Origin of the sequence: Roseivirga sp. UBA838, from assembly GCF_002296035.1 — a bacterium.
GTDB lineage: Bacteria > Bacteroidota > Bacteroidia > Cytophagales > Cyclobacteriaceae > Roseivirga > Roseivirga thermotolerans.
Map to the genome: position 1 here is coordinate 1 of NZ_DBHC01000004.1, position 18,931 is coordinate 18,931.

Annotated in this window: 16 protein-coding genes; 8 read left to right on the forward strand and 8 right to left on the reverse strand. The window is 43.5% G+C overall.

Annotated elements, in window-relative coordinates:
- Positions 1–154 precede the first annotated feature (154 nt).
- Both B3O12_RS00410 and B3O12_RS00415 read left to right on the forward strand, forming a co-directional pair.
- Complete coding sequence (locus B3O12_RS00410) at positions 155–496, forward strand: PadR family transcriptional regulator (protein WP_286746209.1); 342 nt, start codon at positions 155–157, stop codon at positions 494–496.
- On the forward strand, positions 486–3,152 hold the full coding sequence (locus B3O12_RS00415) for an ABC transporter permease (RefSeq protein WP_286754898.1): 2,667 nt from the start codon (positions 486–488) through the stop codon (positions 3,150–3,152). The genes B3O12_RS00410 and B3O12_RS00415 overlap by 11 nt, the downstream gene beginning before the upstream one ends.
- Before the next feature lie 61 nt (positions 3,153–3,213).
- Here the strand turns inward: B3O12_RS00415 and B3O12_RS00420 are convergent, their stop codons facing one another.
- The 8 genes from B3O12_RS00420 to B3O12_RS00455 all read right to left on the reverse strand — a co-directional run bounded on the left by B3O12_RS00420 (position 3,214) and on the right by B3O12_RS00455 (position 11,686).
- Entirely contained in the window at positions 3,214–5,379 is a 2,166-nt protein-coding gene (locus tag B3O12_RS00420; protein WP_286754899.1) for an acylase, read from the reverse strand.
- A 69-nt stretch (positions 5,380–5,448) separates the two neighbouring features.
- Positions 5,449–6,063, reverse strand: coding sequence for a thiol:disulfide interchange protein DsbA/DsbL (locus B3O12_RS00425; protein WP_286754900.1), 615 nt, complete (start codon positions 6,061–6,063; stop codon positions 5,449–5,451).
- An 81-nt stretch (positions 6,064–6,144) separates the two neighbouring features.
- The gene (locus B3O12_RS00430; protein WP_286754901.1) at positions 6,145–6,798 is read right to left on the reverse strand and encodes an ExbD/TolR family protein; all 654 of its coding nucleotides are present in this window, start codon (positions 6,796–6,798) and stop codon (positions 6,145–6,147) included.
- Between the two features lie 105 nt (positions 6,799–6,903).
- A complete protein-coding gene (locus B3O12_RS00435; RefSeq protein ID WP_286754902.1) occupies positions 6,904–9,501 on the reverse strand; it encodes a DUF5686 and carboxypeptidase regulatory-like domain-containing protein in 2,598 nt (865 codons plus the stop codon).
- 128 nt (positions 9,502–9,629) lie between these two features.
- Positions 9,630–10,205 carry a nicotinate (nicotinamide) nucleotide adenylyltransferase gene (gene nadD, locus B3O12_RS00440; protein WP_189630231.1) on the reverse strand — a complete coding sequence of 192 codons (576 nt, stop codon included), beginning with the start codon at positions 10,203–10,205 and terminating at the stop codon, positions 9,630–9,632.
- A gap of 3 nt (positions 10,206–10,208) precedes the next feature.
- Positions 10,209–10,781 carry a guanylate kinase gene (gmk, locus tag B3O12_RS00445; RefSeq protein ID WP_286754903.1) on the reverse strand — a complete coding sequence of 191 codons (573 nt, stop codon included), beginning with the start codon at positions 10,779–10,781 and terminating at the stop codon, positions 10,209–10,211.
- Positions 10,781–11,074, reverse strand: coding sequence for a hypothetical protein (locus B3O12_RS00450; protein WP_189630229.1), 294 nt, complete (start codon positions 11,072–11,074; stop codon positions 10,781–10,783). Before B3O12_RS00450 ends, gmk begins: the two co-directional genes overlap by 1 nt.
- A 9-nt stretch (positions 11,075–11,083) precedes the next feature.
- Positions 11,084–11,686 (reverse strand): sigma-70 family RNA polymerase sigma factor, encoded by a 603-nt coding sequence (locus B3O12_RS00455; RefSeq protein WP_189630228.1) that lies wholly within the window; start codon positions 11,684–11,686, stop codon positions 11,084–11,086.
- A gap of 114 nt (positions 11,687–11,800) precedes the next feature.
- On the opposite strand from B3O12_RS00455, the gene B3O12_RS00460 reads away from it, so the two are divergent.
- The 6 genes from B3O12_RS00460 to B3O12_RS00485 all read left to right on the forward strand — a co-directional run bounded on the left by B3O12_RS00460 (position 11,801) and on the right by B3O12_RS00485 (position 18,931).
- The gene (locus B3O12_RS00460; RefSeq protein ID WP_286754904.1) at positions 11,801–12,889 is read left to right on the forward strand and encodes a glycosyltransferase family 4 protein; all 1,089 of its coding nucleotides are present in this window, start codon (positions 11,801–11,803) and stop codon (positions 12,887–12,889) included.
- 179 nt (positions 12,890–13,068) lie between these two features.
- Positions 13,069–15,333 (forward strand): ATP-dependent helicase, encoded by a 2,265-nt coding sequence (locus tag B3O12_RS00465; RefSeq protein WP_286754905.1) that lies wholly within the window; start codon positions 13,069–13,071, stop codon positions 15,331–15,333.
- Positions 15,334–15,392: 59 nt separating this feature from the next.
- Positions 15,393–16,037 (forward strand): DUF4290 domain-containing protein, encoded by a 645-nt coding sequence (locus B3O12_RS00470; protein WP_189630223.1) that lies wholly within the window; start codon positions 15,393–15,395, stop codon positions 16,035–16,037.
- A complete protein-coding gene (gene murA / locus B3O12_RS00475) occupies positions 16,038–17,345 on the forward strand; it encodes a UDP-N-acetylglucosamine 1-carboxyvinyltransferase (protein WP_189630222.1) in 1,308 nt (435 codons plus the stop codon). It abuts the gene before it with no gap.
- Positions 17,346–17,446: 101 nt separating this feature from the next.
- Complete coding sequence (locus tag B3O12_RS00480) at positions 17,447–18,181, forward strand: VIT1/CCC1 transporter family protein (protein WP_286754906.1); 735 nt, start codon at positions 17,447–17,449, stop codon at positions 18,179–18,181.
- 45 nt (positions 18,182–18,226) lie between these two features.
- On the forward strand, positions 18,227–18,931 hold the full coding sequence (locus tag B3O12_RS00485) for a hypothetical protein (protein WP_189630220.1): 705 nt from the start codon (positions 18,227–18,229) through the stop codon (positions 18,929–18,931).

Here is an 18,931-nt window from a genome sequence, read left to right on the forward strand (position 1 = left end):
CCGCAATGACGTCCTAAGGGGGACATTTTACTACTTCCTTACATCGAACTCAGGTTAGATTAATCAACAAATCCTCAAATTATCTAATCAGCATCAAGTCTACATTTTAGAACTTTATTTAACTATATTCGTCTACAAATTAGAACTTGATACTATGAAAGGGACAAATCTTGGTGAATTCGAGGAATTGGCGCTGCTCACCATTTTGGTATTGGGAGACAACGCTTACGGGGTAACTATAAAGCAGGAGATCAACAAACAGGGGGGCAGGCAGATTAGCCGTGGGGCTTTGCACACAGCCCTTAGTCGCCTGGAAGACAAAGGCTTACTAAGCTCTAAACAAGGGGAAGCCAACGAAGCTCGTGGCGGAAGACCCAAGCGGTATTATGAGGTTACCAATAAGGGCAAAGAAGCACTCATAGAAGCAAAAGCAACACGTGACAGGCTGTGGAATCAGATTCCCGATGTTCGATTGGAACTGCAATATGCCTGGTAAAATTTCTCCCCCATCGTTTTACGTTAGGCTCTTCCGATGGCTTTGCAAAGAGCAGCTCTTTGATGAGTTGCAGGGCGATTTGGAAGAAGAGTTTTACTACAACGTGGAACAGCTGGGGAAACGGAAAGCATCGGGTATTTACAAACAAGAGGTTCTTAAAATGATCAGACCCTCTGTACTCAAAAGGCTTAAACTCATCGACAACTCAATTTTTTACGACATGTTTAAAATCAACACCAAACTAGCACTTCGCAACTTGTTGAAAAATAAACTTTACACGGCCATAAACATAGGTGGCCTGGCAGTTAGTATTGCAGTCTGTGGCATTCTATTATTGTATGTAAATAGCGAAACCAATTTTGACAACTATCACCCTGACTATGAACGAACCTACCGGCTTGCCTTAGACAGAATATATCCCGACCATACCTCGCACTATGCCATTACACCTTACTCAATGGCCGAGCAGGCAACGAGAGATTTTCCTGAAATTGAGGACTTTACCCGCATTTTCCCGGCCGGATTTGGCACCAACGTTACTTACAACAACGAAACCTTTCTGGAAAACGACATTATAGCCGGAGAAGCCAATTTTTTAGATTTCTTTGGCATAAAGCTTCTACAGGGCAATCGGCAGAATATCTTTAATACGGCCAACTCAGTGCTTATTTCTGAGCGAATGGCCTTAAAATATTTCGGCACGGAGTCTCCCATTGGTAAAATACTGCAAACGGATATTGGCGACTTAGAGGTTTCCGGTGTGGTAGAAAACACCCCTAAAAACACTCACTTCAAATTCGATTTCCTTGTCAACCTGGAAGGGCTGCCCTTCTTCCAGCAACCAAACTACGTTAACTTCTCTGTATACAACTACCTGAAACTGTCGGAAGGAGTAGCACCTGCCACTATTAACCAAAAAATGAAAGAAGTGGTAGAAAAGTATGCAGCCGGTCAAATTGAAAGAGAGCAACGCATCTCATTTGAAGACTATACAGCCAGCGGCAACGGTTATCGTTACTTTCTGCAACCCATTAAAGACATTCACCTAAAATCTCATTTAGAGGGTGAATTCGAACCCAACGGAAACATCACGTATATCTATATATTCTTTTCCATCGCTGTTTTCATTGTAATACTGGCCGCCATTAACTTCATCAATCTGGCCACCGCCCGTTCTACAGAACGTGCCAAAGAAGTGGGCATTAGAAAAGTGCTGGGCTCTGAGAAAAAACAGCTAGTAAGCCAGTTTATCATAGAATCTGTGGTGGTAAGCATAGTAAGTATGCTCATTGGCATACTACTGATTTACCTGGCACTACCACCTTTCAACACCTATCTGGACAAAGAAATCAGCCTTTTAACCTTTGCCTCTCCATTAAACATAGGGCTGGCTCTGGTTGCCAGCTTTGGTCTTGGCATTCTTGCCGGAACATATCCGGCATTTGTACTCTCTTCTTTTAAACCGGTAGTGGTGCTCAAAGGCAAACTCATTAAGAGTCAGCAAGGATATTGGATACGCAACGGGCTGGTTGTTTTTCAGTTTTTCGTATCCATCGTACTCATTTGTTCAACACTCATTGTTGGCCAGCAAATGCAATACCTACAAAAAAGAAACCTTGGATTCGACCGTGAAAATGTTCTGGTGTTATCGCGTGCTTTTGGCATCCCCGACCTTACCACCTTTAAAAACGAATTAGAAGCTATACCCGGAGTGAGCAAGGTAGGACTTACCTCAGCCATGCCCGGAACAGGTTTTTACTACGGAGCCTCGTTCAGGCCGGCAGGAACCAACGAATCTATAGCCCTGAATTGTGCGGTGTTCGATGAAGACTATATAGAAACCATGGGCATTAAACTGGCCAAGGGAAGAGGCTTTTCCAAAGACTTTCAGGATACATTGGCGCTTATTCTCAATGAAAGCGCCACCAGAGCACTGGGCATAGAGCACAGCCCTATCGGTCAGCGTATTGTAAACGTTCAAGGGGCCAACAACCCTCAAGGCGACATTACTTATGAAGTAGTTGGGGTAATTAGCGATTATAACTACAAATCGCTCCACACAGAAATAACCCCTATGGCCATCTTTAGCCGCGAAAGCTCTCAAGGTGGAAACATAGGAGCCATAGCCCTAAAAACATCGACTAACCAAGGAGCCACCATTGTAGCCCAGGTAGAAAAACTATGGCAGGAAATAGCCCCCAACCAAACATTCGTTTACAGCTTTCTCGATACCGATCTTTCGGCACTCTATGAAGCGGAACAACGCTCTGGAGATATGTTCATGGTATTTACTGGTATTGCCATATGGATAGCCTGTATTGGCTTATTTGGTCTGGCCACTTTCATGATTGGCAACCGAATTAAGGAAATTGGAGTACGAAAAGTGTTGGGAGCCAGTTCGCAAGTGGTGGTTTGGCTACTGTTGAAAGACTTTAATAAACTCATTGCCATTTCGCTGCTTCTTGCTATTCCTGCTTCTGTTTGGGTAATGGGGCAATGGCTCGGAAGTTTTGCCTATCGTATAGAAATGCTCGATACCTGGGTCTCCTTTGTTATTGGTGGAACATTGGCACTTGTGGTGGCTTGGTTAACGGTCAGCTATCATTCTATCAGAGCTGCAGTTGCCAATCCGGTAAAGAATCTGCGTACCGAATAGTTGTTAGAAAACAGAAATCAGCACGATATGCCTCACCGATTTCTGTTTTCTGTTCAACCAATTACCTTTTACCTGGTCTATATGTCTCCTCTGCTCTCTTTAGCACATCTTCTTTATAAAAGGCCACATCTTTAAACTTAATATCGGCATAGCGCTGTGCCTGATCATAGAAGTGAGGTGAATTTGGATCGTTGCTTTGGCCTCCGGCCAGAATACTTTTGGCTTTCACCTTATCTCCAAACTCAACCACAGCTACAAAGCTGTTGCCCGAGGAGCCATAAATCTTTCTGGTGTCATACGACCGGGCACCAAAAGAAGCCAACGCCCCCCAGCGGCCGGAAGCCAAGCCAACAGCTATGCTCGGTTGGTCATCGTCATACTCCAGATCTATTTCTCCCGATAATCGCTGAAAGCGATTATACTCTCCCCAAGGGAGTTTCCAAGTGCCAAAATCCTTTTCAATTTCTGCCAGGGCAGTTTCAAATATTTCAATCTTCTTGGAGTCAGAAACTCCGGTGGCCAGGTGCTCAAAACGCTCCATACCATTGCCTTCTCTTGGCACCTCACCACTTCGGTAATAGGCATTGCCATAAAACTGAGCAAGGGTCATTGCCACGGACTCTTTGCCGGTAGCAAAATCCCAGTTTTTCAGAATATTATATGCCTCCATGTGCTGCTGCTTCTTAGCGGAGTTGCGTTCCAGAGCAGCTACCAATGCCGGAATCACCTTCTCAAAGGCGGGAATATACGGATCGTAGGCCAGCTCAATAAGACCGTCTAGGGTCACATCTTTGGCTTGGCTAAGCACACGAACGGCATGAATTCCTCTGAAATTCTCCTCATCGGGAGCCATGTAGTATGGATAGTCTTCTTGTTTAGGGCTAAACTCTGCCGCTGCCGTAAACGGAGTAGAATTACAGTTCTGAATCCAGCCATTGCCCGGATTCACAATGGTGATAATATCTTCCAGGCTATGCATTCCTTGCCAGTCTGTTCTTGGATCTGAACCATCAACCGGACGAGAATAATCAAATTGCGGATCGCGCTTTGGAATGAAGTCCCCATGATAGTAGGCTATATTTCCATCTGCATCTGCATATACCGTATTGTTCGATGAATTTCTTCTGATCTTCATCATTTCCCAAAACTCTTCATGGTTGTTTGTCTTGGTTCGGTTGAAAGACTGAATGAGTGCATCCACTGGCTCCCAATTGAGCGCGGTAGCCACCCACTTATCGCCAGACTTGCCGGTAATAGGGCCATGATGGGTACGATAAAGAGGGAAGGTCTTTTCTTTCATTTCGTCTCCATCTTTGTACTTTAAGGTTACTTCAGATGTCCAAACGTCTCTCCACTCATCGCCATATTTGTATTGAAGCTTGCCATTGCGCTCTTCCACAGTTTCTAAAAAATCGTCTTTAAAATCTACGCGGGTAGAAGTATGCATCCAACCATTCTTTTCGTTGAACCCCTGATATATGAAAAACTGCCCCCAGGTAGTGGCCCCATAGGCGTTGAGCCCTTCTTCACTAACCACCTGAGATTCACCTCTAAAATAGAAGCTCGTGTGAGGGTTAATAAGCAACATTGCATTGCCTGAGGCGGTCAGATTACCTGCCAGGGCAAATCCATTAGAACCCTTTGGCTCTTCGAGAAATCCGGCTGGTTCTTCCCAATCGGCTAAAGCCGTTGCCTCATTTTCGCCATAAAATGAAGCGATACTGCGAGTAGATACGCTTTCGATATCGCCACCTATTGACCCTTCAAAGAAAAACATCGGGAACCATGGTTCGAAGCGGGTGAGCACTTTTGGTTTTACTTCCGGATGAGTATGTAAATAGTAGTTAATACCATCGGCATAGGCCTGGCATAATTCCTTTAGCCAATCGGGTGCGCTTTCGTAGTGAGCTTTGGCCTCATCGATTGTCATGTATAGACGGGCACGCAAATCGCTATATAGGGCTTGCTCACCTTCAACTTCGGCAAGACGACCAATGGCCCAATAGTAATTTCGTTCTACCCTGGGAAAATCATCTTCGCATTGGGCGTATAGCATTCCAAACACCGCATCTGCATCAGACTTACCATAGATGTGTGGAATTCCAAAGTCGTCACGAATAATCTCAACACGGGCAGCCTGCTCTTCCCACCGTTCAACTTCTTCCGAGGTCTTCGGTTCGCAAGCAAAGGCAAGAGCAATAAGCAAAAGAAAAAATAGCTTCTTCATGAATTTAAGGTTTGCCTCAAATTGAATGAAGAATTGCTAAGCTGCAATAGCTATTTTGTGAGTGGACGATTAAGGCTTCTTAAGCAGTTGTTTGGTGAGAGCGATAAGTTGCTCCATATTACTCAAGGCCGACATATTGATTTTATACTTATCGTTCACCACAATAGTGGGAACGCTTGATATTTGACGGTCTACCCATAGGGCAGCCATTTTCTCAGCTCTTTGCACTACCTCCTGGCTGGAATAGCGTCTGTCGAACTCATCGGCCGAAACTCCGCTTTCAATAAAAATCTGTCTAATTTCACTCTCTGTATCGATAGGTTCTTTGCCCAGATGTATAGCCGTGAAAAACTTTTCAGACAACTCCTTTTGCCTTCCTAAATCTCCCATCACAACAAACGCCTTTACAATGCCAAAACTCACCGGCTTATTGTCGCGTGGAATATAATCTACATGAGACTTTTCGAAATTAACACCGCTGGGCAATGCCTTTACCAGTGTATCAATTAAAGGTTCAAACTGAAAGCAATGGCCACAGAAGAGAGAGAAAAACTCGGTAACAACGGGCGATTCTGACTTTTTGTCTGATACAATATCGTAATGTACCCCTTCTTTAAAATCGGTCTGACCCAGAACTGCCAGTGCTACAAAGGCAAAAAGGAGGGATAAAGCTGCTTTTCTCATTTTTCTCTTTTTTGCGAAAGTAAAGTAATTGAGCTACTTAATAAAGACAAAAATGAGCTTTAAGGTGGCCAAAGTAACCTATCAGCCATCCCCTTGTTTACTGGGATCGGCCAAAGAAACGGCTTTGTTTATTCCCTGCTTGCCTTTTTCGTATAAATAGCGCTGCTCCGGATAGTTCCTGTTCAACTTTCTGTATTCTTCGGCACTAAGCCCCACGCGCTCTCCATATATGCGGTAATAAGCAGCAAAAACTTCATCCATTATTTCTATGTATTTGCTATAGCTACTGCCCCTGTCTGTCTTTATAGATACAATGGCCTTACTGGGCCCATCCGATGAGGTTTTACTCTCTAAGTTTTGCCTGATGTATTGTTTCATTGCCGGTGGAAGACTATTGAATACCTCCACATCGCTCATGCCATCGACTACTTTGTTGGTGTTGGGCCTTCCAAAGTTGAGCACAAAGTCGTACACGATATTTCTGAGAGTCGAAATATCTTGCAACTCTTTGTCTTCTACCATAATCCGATCGAGCGAGTTGACCTGAATCTTAAGAATATTGCGCTCATTGATGGGAGTATCGACAGGCAATGTCTTCGGTGGTAACACCATAGGCAAACCCTTATCGTTGAGAATTTGCGTGGTAACCAAAAAGAAAATAAGTAAAAGAAAGGCAATATCGGCCATTGAGCCGGCACTCACCTCTTGTCCGGGGCGGTTTCGTTGATATGACATGGCTTTAAAATTAAGTTAATAGTTAATTAACTAATTAATTAGTTTTAAAGCAATCACTGCCTAACAAAATACGGCCAGAAGCAAAAACACTTTTAGTCTAGTTGATTATTGGAAAAGGGACGATACTCCAATTCTTACCCCAAACTCGCGAGCCTTCCAACCTTGAAACGACTGAATGAATTCGACCCTAAGCACGCGCAAAAGATTATCTATAGTATAGCCTACCTCCATGTAATTGTCTGACGATGGCGTATGCAGGTAGTTCACAAATAGGTTCTCCTTTACCCCGGTAAGTCTTAATGCCGGAATATGGGTGAATAATAATTTTCTAAAGCGAATGTGTGATAACACAGAAACGTACTCTTCGCGGGTGCTGTGTCGGTAATAGTCTAGCAACCGATATCCCCCGGTCACATCCATCGGAACAAAAAGCATTCGGTTACCTCTAAAGTGCTTAAAATCCATAAACTCTAATGAGTTGTTGTTTAAGAACTTACCGGCTTCCACTTCTAAGTCTACAGATGCCCTGACCCCCATGTTAAAGCGGGTTATAAGCCCTAATTCCAACTGGTCATAGTCTACTTCACTATCTAATATTCCATCTAGTCCCTTTTTATATGATAGCCGGAATTCCGGTGCACTCTGTGTCAAGGGTATCAGACGCCCGTTATACTTTCTAAACTTCAACCAGGGCCTTACTCTATAGTTTACCTCAAAATCCATAGCCCTGGCATTATTGAAACTACCTATAAGCACTTCTTCATTCACAGGTTTGTTGGGCCTGAAAAAGCGTTCATTATCCTTCACGAAACTGTAGTCAGTGGTATTGACGAGATCAGATCGGCTGGCCCATTGCACCTTAGCGCTTACTGTGTGACGGTAATTAAAGCGTCTTGCCCAGCTCAGTTCTGCAAAGTCCTTTTCGTAGAGCTGCATGTAATTCACCTTATTGACCAATGTGACCCATGAATTGATCAGCGGGTTTACTATACCCGGATTGAACTGTTCTATGTACCGACCACCATTGAGCCTGAAAGTGCTGCGCTGTTCTCTTTCTCCAACACCAAAAACAGTATGTACTTTGGTATATAAATCCTTACCGGAAAATCCATAGCGCACAAATGGGTAAATACGCAGGCGCGTGGTGGTATCGTTTCTCCAATGAAAATTGCCTGTAAACGTGAGGTTAAGCCCCTCTACAGTGTTATAGTTTGTATGTGGCAAAAAGCCTTCAAAATCGAATCGAAGACGTTTGCCCAATTTATAATATCCGCCCACAAGTATATTGCCCAGCTCAAAACGCTCTCCGTTCTTTACTTTGGCCGAATCTTGCTCTGCCTTTTCTTTTTCAGCCACGTAGGTGCTGTCATCTTTCTGGTAGCTTACCAGTTCCTTAGAGGTAAGCGGAACCGGGCGTATTCTCTCCCAATAAAGGGAGTCTCTTTTTGCTGCTGTGGAGTCAATTTTATAGGAGTAGCTGGAAATTACATCCGGTTCTTTGGTGGCCTCTAACTCTTGCTTTTCATATTCCTTCATCATTTTGCGGAACTGCTTCCGCGACACTTCCTTCTCCTCCTCAAAGACCTCCTTCATCCCCTGATCTAACTCTTTCTTCTTGATGGCCTCAATTTCTTCCGGGGCAGGCTGTATTTTCTCATCCACCAGAACCACAGTGGCATCCAGATCAGGATTGGGAACAATGGCATAATTGGAGAGAGAAGCCAGATAAGTGTACTTGCCACCTATACCAAATATTTTCCCATAAAAATCGAGCTGTTGAGTAACAGGCATCCATACCTCTTCTTCAACAGGTGCATAAATGGATTGAATTCGTATTTCGAAACCATAAAGAGAAGTTTTCAGGTCAAGGGAGTGAATATTCCAAAAGTCTTCGCGTATGTAAATTTCGCCTTCAAACACCTGATCGCCTTTTGACCTTGGCGTTACTTTAATTTTGTTAATCTCGTATCCGCGTTCCTTAAAGCTGCCCTGATATTCAAATTTATAATAAGAAAAAGCCCTGGGGTGAAGTGGCGAAATGGCATCTACCACCTTAGGAAAATAAAAACTGCTATTAATGTAGGCATTGGGGTTGGCATTGTCTAAGTCTTGGCCTGAGGCCCTTACCGAAATCACTTTTTCTGAAAAGGCATTTGGCCGTTTGAATCTAATCTCGCTAACTGATTCGGAAGTGAAAACACGGCTGGTATCTACCCCTTCTTTTTCGAGTGTTTTTCTCAAAAACCACGGCACTTGTGTAAGTTGCCCTGTTCCCTTCATATACACTTCTGCCGAAAAACTATCTACCTGATTGAGGTGATAGCTCGCCTTGGCAATGGCTTTACGCATGATGGTATAGGAAGAGTCTTCTGCCTTACCGGAAACCACAAAGGTAGGGAGCTCGTAAACTTGCGGTTTTAAAACAATATTGAGGGTTGTGAACCCACTCCCCACGGCTATCTGGTGTGTTTGAGAGGCAAAGCCCATAAACTGAAAAGTGACTTCATAGTTTCCGCGAGGCAGCCTTAGCTCGTAGTCGCCTTCCATGTTGGAACTGGTGCCTGTTCCGGCTTGCTTCACATAAATGGATGCGAAGGGCAATACATTACCCTCGTTGTCCTTAATATTTCCTTTGATGCCCTGAGCGAGAATACCTGTGTGGAGCAGGCTCGCTAAAAGTATGAGTGTTAATTTATTTGACATGGTTGAGTTTTTGACGCTCGTGCAAAATACAGACCAAAAAACTTTTTCTGTTTAATCCTGAATGATTAGTGGATAGACGCAATAAACGGGCGAAAGGTATGCTTTATAGAAGAAATTATTTTCGTTACCTACTGATAAAACTTCTTAAAACGGATATAATCGATCACTGCTGGTGGTAACAAATACTGAACGGAATGTTCTTTTCTGATGGAATTGCGTATAAAAGTGGCCGAAATATCCAGCATTGGCGAATCGACATACCTAATGTTGGCGTGTTTTACCTTGATCTTGCTTTGATCTACCTGAGGCCTGGGGTACACATACAGACCAAAGTTTTCCAGAATGGCCTCATGGTTCTTCCATTTATGAAAGTGGAGCAGGTTGTCTTCTCCAATAATGAGCTTAAACTCATGTTGGGGGTATTTGTCTGAAAGATATGCCAAGGTATCGGCCGTGTAACTGGGCCGAGGCATATTAAATTCTACATCGGAAGCTTTGAACTTAAAGTTATCGGCAATCGCAAGCTCCACCATCTTCAACCGATCGAACTCATGAAGCAGCGAGCTACTGCTCTTAAACGGATTGAGTGGACTGACCACAAACCACACCTGTTCAAGATCGGTCTGGTCGGCCATTACATCGGCTATAACCAAATGACCTATATGAATGGGATTAAAAGAACCAAAGAATAAGCCGATGCGCACAGTTTAAGGTTTTAAGAAGTCATCTACCAGTTTCTGAGCCTTTTGGTAAGAGTCTTCCAGGTTTTCATTGAGGAGGGTCACATCAAATTTATTCTCGAAAGTCATCTCAAACTCGGCTCGGTAGAGTCGTTGAGAAAGGCTCTCCCTAGACTCTGTTCCCCGGGCAGTGAGGCGCTTTTTGAGCTCTTCTATGCTGGGTACCTTCACAAAAATAGCCAGCGCATTGTCGCCAAAATACTTCTTCAAATTCATGGCTCCCTTTACTTCAACATCAAAAAGCACCGTTTTACCCAGGCTCCACAGCCTTTCTACTTCCGATTTTAGGGTGCCATAGTAGTTGCCTGTATATACCTCTTCCCATTCAATAAACTCATCGGCATCAATCTTAGCCTTAAATTCTTCTTTGGTAAGAAAGTAATAGTCTTTGCCGTTTTCTTCGGTTCTTCCTCGTTTATCACGGGTGGAAGCTGAAATAGAAAAAGCCAACTGTGGGTTGTTGGCCAGCAAATGCTTTACAATAGTGGTTTTTCCTGAACCGGAGGGTGCAGTAAAAATAATTGCCTTTCCGGACGACATTAGATATCTACGCTTTTACGAATGGTTTCTACAAGGTTCATTGGCATTTCGGCCTTATGCTCGCAGAGTTTTCTTTTGATTTCGTCTTTTATCTTCTTCTCTTTCTCGAAAGTGAAGTTAGACTTTACACATGACTTAATCTTTTGCTCAAAGATAGACCGAGACTCATCGTCTGCTTCATTGTCCAACACCAATTGAACAATTTCCGCAAACCGCTGCTCATCTATCAAATTGCCATGCTCGCAATAGCATTTCTTAAACGTGTCCTTGAACCAATCTGAAAATTCCGACATTGTTTCAAACTATTTGTTATATCCCATTTCTTTCGCGTAACTGGCTAGCTTCTCTTTCAGCATATTTCTAGCCCTGTGTAGTCTGGATCTCACTGTTCCAATCGGAATATCGAGAATTTTTGACATTTCTTCATAAGTGAAGCCCTCCAAATCGCTCAATATGATTACCGTTCTAAAATCGACCGGAATATTATTCAATGCTCCGGAGATCTCATCTCCAATCATGTGTTGCACGGTTTCAACCCTCAGGTCAGTGGTAATGTTCTCATCCACATCGTCAGAGTTGTAGTATTGCTCCACCTCGTTGTAGTCAACCTTGTTGGGTTGCTTACTCTTTTTTCTATACTCGTTGATGAAGCTGTTCTTCAAAATGCGGAACAACCACGCCTTGGCGTTAGTTCCTCGCTCAAACGAATTAATGAACCTAAATGCCTTTAAATAAGTGTCTTGCACCAAATCTTTAGCATCATCTTCATCGAATGTAAGGCGATAGGCAAAATTGTACATAGAGTCTACATGAGGCATGAATTCACCATCAAACACCTCCGTTTTCTCTTTTTCTGAATAATTCTGTCTACGGGCCGATTGCTCCTGAGTGGTTTCTTCAGACATACGCCAAATTTAAGAAATAATACGGCAGGGCCTCAACGCGAAGCACTGAACGCAAACATACAACATGAAAGTCTATTTGTTGTAAGTTTACGGCCGAGAATCAGCAGAAGCATTTTGAGAATACTATTTCTAACGTATCAGGGCGATATGGCCGGCTCCACAAACTCCATTGCATTTTTATGTAGGGGGCTGGCTAAGCGAGGTCATCAGGTATATCTGGGTATACGAAAAGAAAGCCTGTTGTGGCAACTGGTTGAAGATAGCAATGTAGTGAGGGTGCCCATGAGTTTTGGAGGCAAATTCGACCTCAATAACTGGAAGCAAATACGCGATGTGGTCCGCCAACACCGCATTGAGCTCATCAACGCCCAATCGAGTCATGACCGGTACACCAGTATTTTCGCGAATAAATTCTTTGGCCTGGGCACTAAAATTGTACATACAAGAAGACAAATGCCTCTCAGTTTAGGAGGGCCTGTTCAGCGCTTTTTGTACAACCATTGGACGGATGGTATTGTGGCAGTAAGTAGACAGGTAAAAGAAGGGTTGGTGAAACTTGGCTTCAACGAAGCCAACATTAAGGTAATTCACAACGGTACGCCCACAGAAAAATACGCCCACATTGATATGCACAAAACAGAGGCTCTGAGAAGTAAGTTTGCAATTAATGAAAATGACTTTGTGCTGGGCTGCGTGTCGCGCATAAAAAACCAAATTCAGATTATTAGGGCCCTTGCACATGTGGAACAGCCGGTAAAAATGATCTTTTGTGGCATAGAGGCTACAGAAGAAATGAAAGAGATAATTGCCGGTTATAGAGCAGCACACCAGGTATTTTTCGAAGGCCATGTGGAAGGTGACAACATTCTCCCCTACTATAAGCTTTTCGATGCCAAAATTCTGGCCTCCACCATGGAGGGGCTCTCACAATCGTTACTCGAAGCCATGGCACTGAAGGTGCCGGTAATTGCAACGGCCTATGCTGGTAATCTCGATCTCATAGAAGACAGAGAAAATGGCCTCCTTTTCGAAGATGGAGACATTGAACAAATTGCAAACCTTATCGACAAAATAAGATACGACCGTGAGCTAAGAGCACACTTAATCAATAATGCCCAACACACGGCCCTTCAAAAGTTCAATATTGAGAACACAATTACGAACTATGAGGAATACTTCAAAAAATTGCTTATTGAAAATTAGAATCAAGTCTTAACTTGCGGCCTAAACTTATCGTCACCTTGAACCTGTCTGCCGACAGGCAGGATTGCTTCAGGGTCTCTTTAATAGATTCTGAAATAAATTCGGAATGACATTTAGACCAAAGTTAGAGCTGATACACCCGTCTTTGTGTCTAAATTTACAGAAGTTTTTTGTGCTGAATGGATTACCTCTCAACGCTTAATGAACCCCAATACGAAGGTGTAGTAAACACCGAAGGCCCTGCCATGATTATTGCCGGTGCAGGATCGGGTAAAACTCGTGTACTCACCTACCGTATTGCTTACCTCATCAAAGAAAAAGGTGTAGATCCATTCAATATTCTTGCACTCACATTTACCAACAAAGCTGCACGCGAAATGCGCGAACGGATTGAGAGAGTAGCCGGTGTGAATGCGCGCAATTTATGGATGGGCACTTTCCACTCAGTATTCGCCAGAATTCTCAGGGCTGAAGCCGACCGGTTGGGATATCCCAGCAACTTTACCATTTACGATACGGACGATTCCAAGTCTCTAATCAGATCCATTGTGAAGGAGTTCGGGCTTGATGACAAAGTCTATAAACCCAACGTGGTGCTGAACAGAATTTCCGGAGCCAAAAACCGACTGGTAGAATGGAAAGAATACCTTAACAACCCACTCTACGCAGCCGATGATGCCGCAGCTCAGAAACCCGAGATGGGTCGTATTTACAAAACCTATTGCCAACGCTGTTTCAAGGCCGATGCTATGGACTTTGACGACCTCCTCCTTAATACCAATATCCTGTTCAGAGATCATATCGATGTGCTCAACAAATACCAACATCGCTTTAAATATGTGCTGGTCGATGAGTTTCAGGACACTAACGTATCCCAGTACCTCATCACCAAAAAGCTCTCGGCCGTAAGTCAAAATATAGCAGTGGTGGGCGATGACGCCCAATCAATTTATGCCTTCCGCGGAGCTAACATTGAAAATATTCTGAACTTCGAGAAAGATTTTCCCGATTTAAAGGTCATTAAACTGGAGCAAAACTATCGCTCTACCAAAAACATTGTAGAAGCAGCCAATTCACTAATCGCTCGCAACAAAGGGCAGCTAAAAAAATCGGTATGGACGGCCAACGGAGAAGGTAACCGAATCGAACTCATAAAATCGGTATCGGACAATGAAGAAGGGCGCTTTGTAGCCTCGGCCATCTTTGAGCAAAAAACACAAAACGGATACGAAAATAAAGATTTTGCAGTGCTCTACAGAACCAATAGCCAATCCAGGGCCATTGAAGAAGCACTCAGAAAGTCGGGGATTCCTTATAAAATATACGGAGGGCTTTCCTTCTATCAGCGTAAGGAAATTAAAGACCTGATGGCCTACCTCAGGTTTGCCATCAACACCAACGATGAACAATCTTTCCGAAGAATTATCAATCTTCCCAAAAGAGGCATTGGGGCTACTTCAGTAGAAAAAATGGTGGTGGCGGCCTTTGAACACGATATTCCACTTTGGGAGGTGCTTACCAATATAGACTCCTTCCTTCCCGGACGCGTAGCCAATGCCGTTCGCGATTTTGTGACTTTGGTTAAGAGTTTTCAGATTTACGTCAGCTCGAAAGACGCCTACGAAGCAGCTAACCACATAGCTAAAACCTCTGGTTTGCTTAAAGAGCTCTATGACGACAAAACGGTTGAAGGTCTAAACCGTTATGAAAACGTGCAGGAGCTACTAAATGCCATGAAGGAATTTGTGGAGACGCCCGAGGTAGAAGACAAGAGTCTGGCGGCCTTCTTGCAAGAGGTGGCTCTGCTAACCGACCAGGACAATGACGACCCTACCGACAATGATTTTGTATCGCTCATGACCATACATGCCTCCAAAGGGCTTGAGTTTAAAAATGTGTTTGTGGTGGGTCTGGAAGAAGACCTTTTTCCTTCGCAAATGATGCTAAGCAGTCGGGCCGATCTGGAAGAGGAACGAAGGCTGTTTTATGTAGCCATTACAAGAGCTCAGGAAAACTTATACTTCTCATATGCTCTTTCGCGTTACCGCTTTGGACGACTGATCAATTCAGAACCTAGTCGTTTTATCGAAGAGGTTGACCCGAACTACATCTTTGTGAATACCCGGTACGGAAGCCGGGAACCTAAACTAGGCAGAAGTGAGCAACCTCGGGGCTTCTCTTCCAGCTTTGCCCGTAATCTCATGGCTACTAAAAAACCACAGGCCAAAAAGCCTTTACAGTATCACAAACCATCGGCCGACTTTAGACCAAGCGACACCTCCAATCTTGCCGAAGGAATGAAGGTAGAGCATCCAAAGTTTGGCTTCGGGAAAGTAAGCAAGGTAGACACCGAGGGAGCAAACAAAAAAGCCAAGGTAATCTTTGAAGATTTCGGAGAAAAGACTCTCCTGCTAACCTTTGCAAAGCTTAGAATTGTAGAATAACTAATACATCAGACAAGCATGTCGACAATAATTACTATTTTGAAACAAGACTATTAATAATGGCACTAGAATATAATACCGAAAGAGCTGCAGTAAAGCTCATGGAATATGGCCGCAACATTCAAAAGCTGGTCAACCACATTAAAACCATTGAAGATAAAGATAAGCGTAGCGCATATGCCCATACCCTTACTGACCTGATGAAGCAAATCAACAGCAACATAAAGGGTAATCAGGATTATGACCAAAAGGTGTGGGACGACCTTTATCTCATCTCCAATTTTGAGCTGGATGTAGAAGCTCCTTTCCCAATGCCCGATGTTTCGGCTATTGGCAAAAAACCTCAGAAGGTACACTACAAAAGCTCCAATATTAAGTATCTGCACTATGGCCGAAATGTGGAAATCATGATTGAGCAGGCCATAGCCATGGAAGATCCGGAATCAAAAGCCGCAGCCGTAATACATATTGGCAGGCTAATGAAAACCTTCTACAACACCTGGAACAAAGACAATATCGATGATGAGATCATCCTAAAGCAAATCAAGGAGTTATCGAACAACCAACTCGATATTGACATTGAACTGGTGAAAGAGCAGGGACTTTTCAACAATAACATTAAGGAAAACCGTTACTCTAACAAAAACTCCCGAGACAACAACAATAATAACAGAAGAAGAAACCAAAAAAGACGCAGAAACTAAATGTCATCTTTCATTATTGAAGGTGGCACCCGCCTTTCCGGAGAGATTATTCCTCAGGGTGCCAAAAACGAAGCACTACAAATTCTATGTGCCGTACTGCTAACTGCAGAGCCTGTTACTATACATAAAATCCCAGACATCCGTGACGTAAACAAGCTCATAGAGCTTTTGGCCGAATTGGGTGTAGAGGTAAAGTATCTTGGCAATGAGAGCTATCGTTTTTGCGCAAAAGATGTAGACATCGACTATTTGGAAACGGAAGACTTCCGTAAAAAAGCTTCATCATTGAGAGGCTCAATAATGATCCTGGGGCCACTGCTGGCCCGTTTCGGAAAAGGAAAAATTTCCAAGCCGGGGGGAGACAAAATAGGCCGAAGAAGACTTGACACTCACTTCATAGGCTTCCAGAAGCTGGGGGCAAGATTCTTATACGAAGCCGAAACAGGCATGTACCATATCGATGCCAGCCAGCTGAAAGGCACCTACATGCTTTTAGATGAAGCCTCTGTTACCGGTACGGCCAACATTCTGATGGCTGCTGTTATGGCCGAAGGGAAAACCACTATTTACAATGCCGCTTGTGAGCCCTACCTCCAACAGTTGAGCAAAATGCTCAACCGAATGGGAGCAAAAATCACAGGCATTGGCTCTAACCTGCTCCACATCGAAGGGGTAGAGTCGTTGAAAGGCACAGAACACACCATGTTGCCCGATATGATCGAAATTGGCTCCTTCATTGGAATGGCGGCTATGACTCAATCAGAAATAACCATCAAAGACTGCCAAATACCTGAACTGGGGGTAATCCCCGAAACATTCAGAAGGCTGGGCATTCAGATGGAATTTAGAGGTGACGACATTTTTATACCCGCCCAGGAGCGCTACGAAATTGAAACATTTATCGATGGCTCTATAATGACTATTGCTGATGCTATTTGGCCGGGGTTAACCCCCGATTTACTCAGCATTGTACTAGTTGTAGCTACTCAGGCCAAAGGCACCGTTCTCGTTCACCAAAAGATGTTTGAGTCTCGACTATTCTTTGTCGATAAGCTGATAGACATGGGGGCTCAGATCATTCTATGCGACCCACACCGCGCTACTGTCATAGGACTAAACAGGCAACAAAAGCTCAAAGGTATTCGAATGACATCTCCCGATATCAGGGCCGGACAAGCCCTGCTCATTGCCGCCCTTTCGGCAGAAGGCCGCTCCATCATAGACAATGTGGAGCAAATTGACAGGGGATACCAGCATATTGATACCCGACTCAAGGCATTAGGAGCCAAGATTGAGCGAGTAGATTAAGTACCGAGCCTGGTTAAAGCCAAGCTTTTTTGTTCACCCCACTTCTACATAGCCAACCATTCGGGTTATATTCGTAGGAGTGACACGGCAAAATTTTCGACATGGCTAAACACATAGAACCTCAACTGCATGGAGAAAACAAATGGTTTTCCCGATTTCAAGATTACATTGGCGAATTTATATATGGAGGTATAGATGGTTCTGTAACCACGTTTGCTGTAGTTGCCGGAGCAGCCGGAGCTCACCTTGAAAGCTCAGTAGTTATTATTTTGGGCTTTGCCAATCTTATTGCCGATGGTTTTGCCATGTCTGTTGGCAGTTACCTGTCGACCAAATCGGAAAAGGAGAATTACCAGAAGCATAAAGAAATAGAATATTGGGAAGTAGATAACCTACCCGAAAAAGAACGTCAGGAAATTCGCGAAATATATCAGGCCAAAGGTTTTGAAGGAGATCTGCTAGAGCAAGTGGTAGATAAAATCACCGAAGACAAAGACCGCTGGGTAGATGTAATGATGAAAGAAGAGCTGGAAATGACTGAAGAATCCAAGTCTCCTCTTCAGATGGGCTTTGTCACTTTTATTTCATTCATACTTATGGGCTTTATACCCCTCATTGTATATGTAATTGATTACTCGGGCCAATCGCTTGGCGATAACCTTTTTCTTTATTCGTCCATACTCACTTTTGTTACCTTTGCCGGAATAGGATTTGCCAAAAGCTACGTTACCAAAGCCAACCGGCTGAAAAGCATGCTGGAAACCCTGTTTTTAGGCGGTTCGGCCGCTGTTCTTGCCTACTTTGTCGGAGATTTACTGGAAAAAATGATAGCTTAGACATCTTTTTTACGTTTAGTCCATCCTTAATGCGTATTCAACGGAATGGTTAAAATTGGTACATCCAGAAGACTGAATAAATCACCATCGGCCAAACGCCTAAGGAAAAGAGACATTTACACCTACCTAATGGAGGTGGTGCTCATCATCTTTGGAATAACTGTAGCCTACCAACTCAATATTTTGTATGAAGACAAAAAAGAATTGCAACTGGAAACCGCTGCTATTCTAAAGGTATATAGGGAAAACGAAACCAACATGAACTACTTTGCCGGCACCATTGCCGATAGAATGCAGTTGGAGGAAGACACCCGTGAACTAGCACGTATTCTCTTTTCGGGAGGCCTTTTAGAAGACGACCATATTGGTACGTATCTCTTTAACATTAACAAAACCATAAAACCCATTGTGCAGCTAGAGGCCATCAACTTTTACCTGAACACCAATTACACCAACCGCAATGCCGATATAAAAAGTGAACTCATTACACTCAAAAGCAAATACCTGGAGTTAAGAGACATTGTAGACTACTATGTGCGCATGAAAGAAAAGTACTACTCAGACTTTCTGGTTTCTGAAGTAGATTTTGGTGAAGAAAAAATACTTTCTTACCAGAAAATTAAAAGTGTAGAGTTTAAAAACCTTGTTGTTAATCTGCTGGCCAATGAGCAGGCGCTCAACAAGTTGTTTGTAGAATCTTATGAGATGGCCATAGACCTGGAAGAGCTCATCGATCGAAAAATCAGGTAA

Bases quoted from the DNA above. Each gene is read 5' to 3' on its own strand.
- B3O12_RS00410 (WP_286746209.1), top strand. From the start codon at position 155: ATGAAAGGGACAAATCTTGGTGAATTCGAGGAATTGGCGCTGCTCACC.
- B3O12_RS00415 (WP_286754898.1), top strand. From the start codon at position 486: ATGCCTGGTAAAATTTCTCCCCCATCGTTTTACGTTAGGCTCTTCCGA.
- B3O12_RS00420 (WP_286754899.1), bottom strand. From the start codon at position 5,379: ATGAAGAAGCTATTTTTTCTTTTGCTTATTGCTCTTGCCTTTGCTTGC.
- B3O12_RS00425 (WP_286754900.1), bottom strand. From the start codon at position 6,063: ATGAGAAAAGCAGCTTTATCCCTCCTTTTTGCCTTTGTAGCACTGGCA.
- B3O12_RS00430 (WP_286754901.1), bottom strand. From the start codon at position 6,798: ATGTCATATCAACGAAACCGCCCCGGACAAGAGGTGAGTGCCGGCTCA.
- B3O12_RS00435 (WP_286754902.1), bottom strand. From the start codon at position 9,501: ATGTCAAATAAATTAACACTCATACTTTTAGCGAGCCTGCTCCACACA.
- gmk (WP_286754903.1), bottom strand. From the start codon at position 10,781: ATGTCGTCCGGAAAGGCAATTATTTTTACTGCACCCTCCGGTTCAGGA.
- B3O12_RS00450 (WP_189630229.1), bottom strand. From the start codon at position 11,074: ATGTCGGAATTTTCAGATTGGTTCAAGGACACGTTTAAGAAATGCTAT.
- B3O12_RS00455 (WP_189630228.1), bottom strand. From the start codon at position 11,686: ATGTCTGAAGAAACCACTCAGGAGCAATCGGCCCGTAGACAGAATTAT.
- B3O12_RS00465 (WP_286754905.1), top strand. From the start codon at position 13,069: ATGGATTACCTCTCAACGCTTAATGAACCCCAATACGAAGGTGTAGTA.
- B3O12_RS00470 (WP_189630223.1), top strand. From the start codon at position 15,393: ATGGCACTAGAATATAATACCGAAAGAGCTGCAGTAAAGCTCATGGAA.
- murA (WP_189630222.1), top strand. From the start codon at position 16,038: ATGTCATCTTTCATTATTGAAGGTGGCACCCGCCTTTCCGGAGAGATT.
- B3O12_RS00480 (WP_286754906.1), top strand. From the start codon at position 17,447: ATGGCTAAACACATAGAACCTCAACTGCATGGAGAAAACAAATGGTTT.
- B3O12_RS00485 (WP_189630220.1), top strand. From the start codon at position 18,227: ATGGTTAAAATTGGTACATCCAGAAGACTGAATAAATCACCATCGGCC.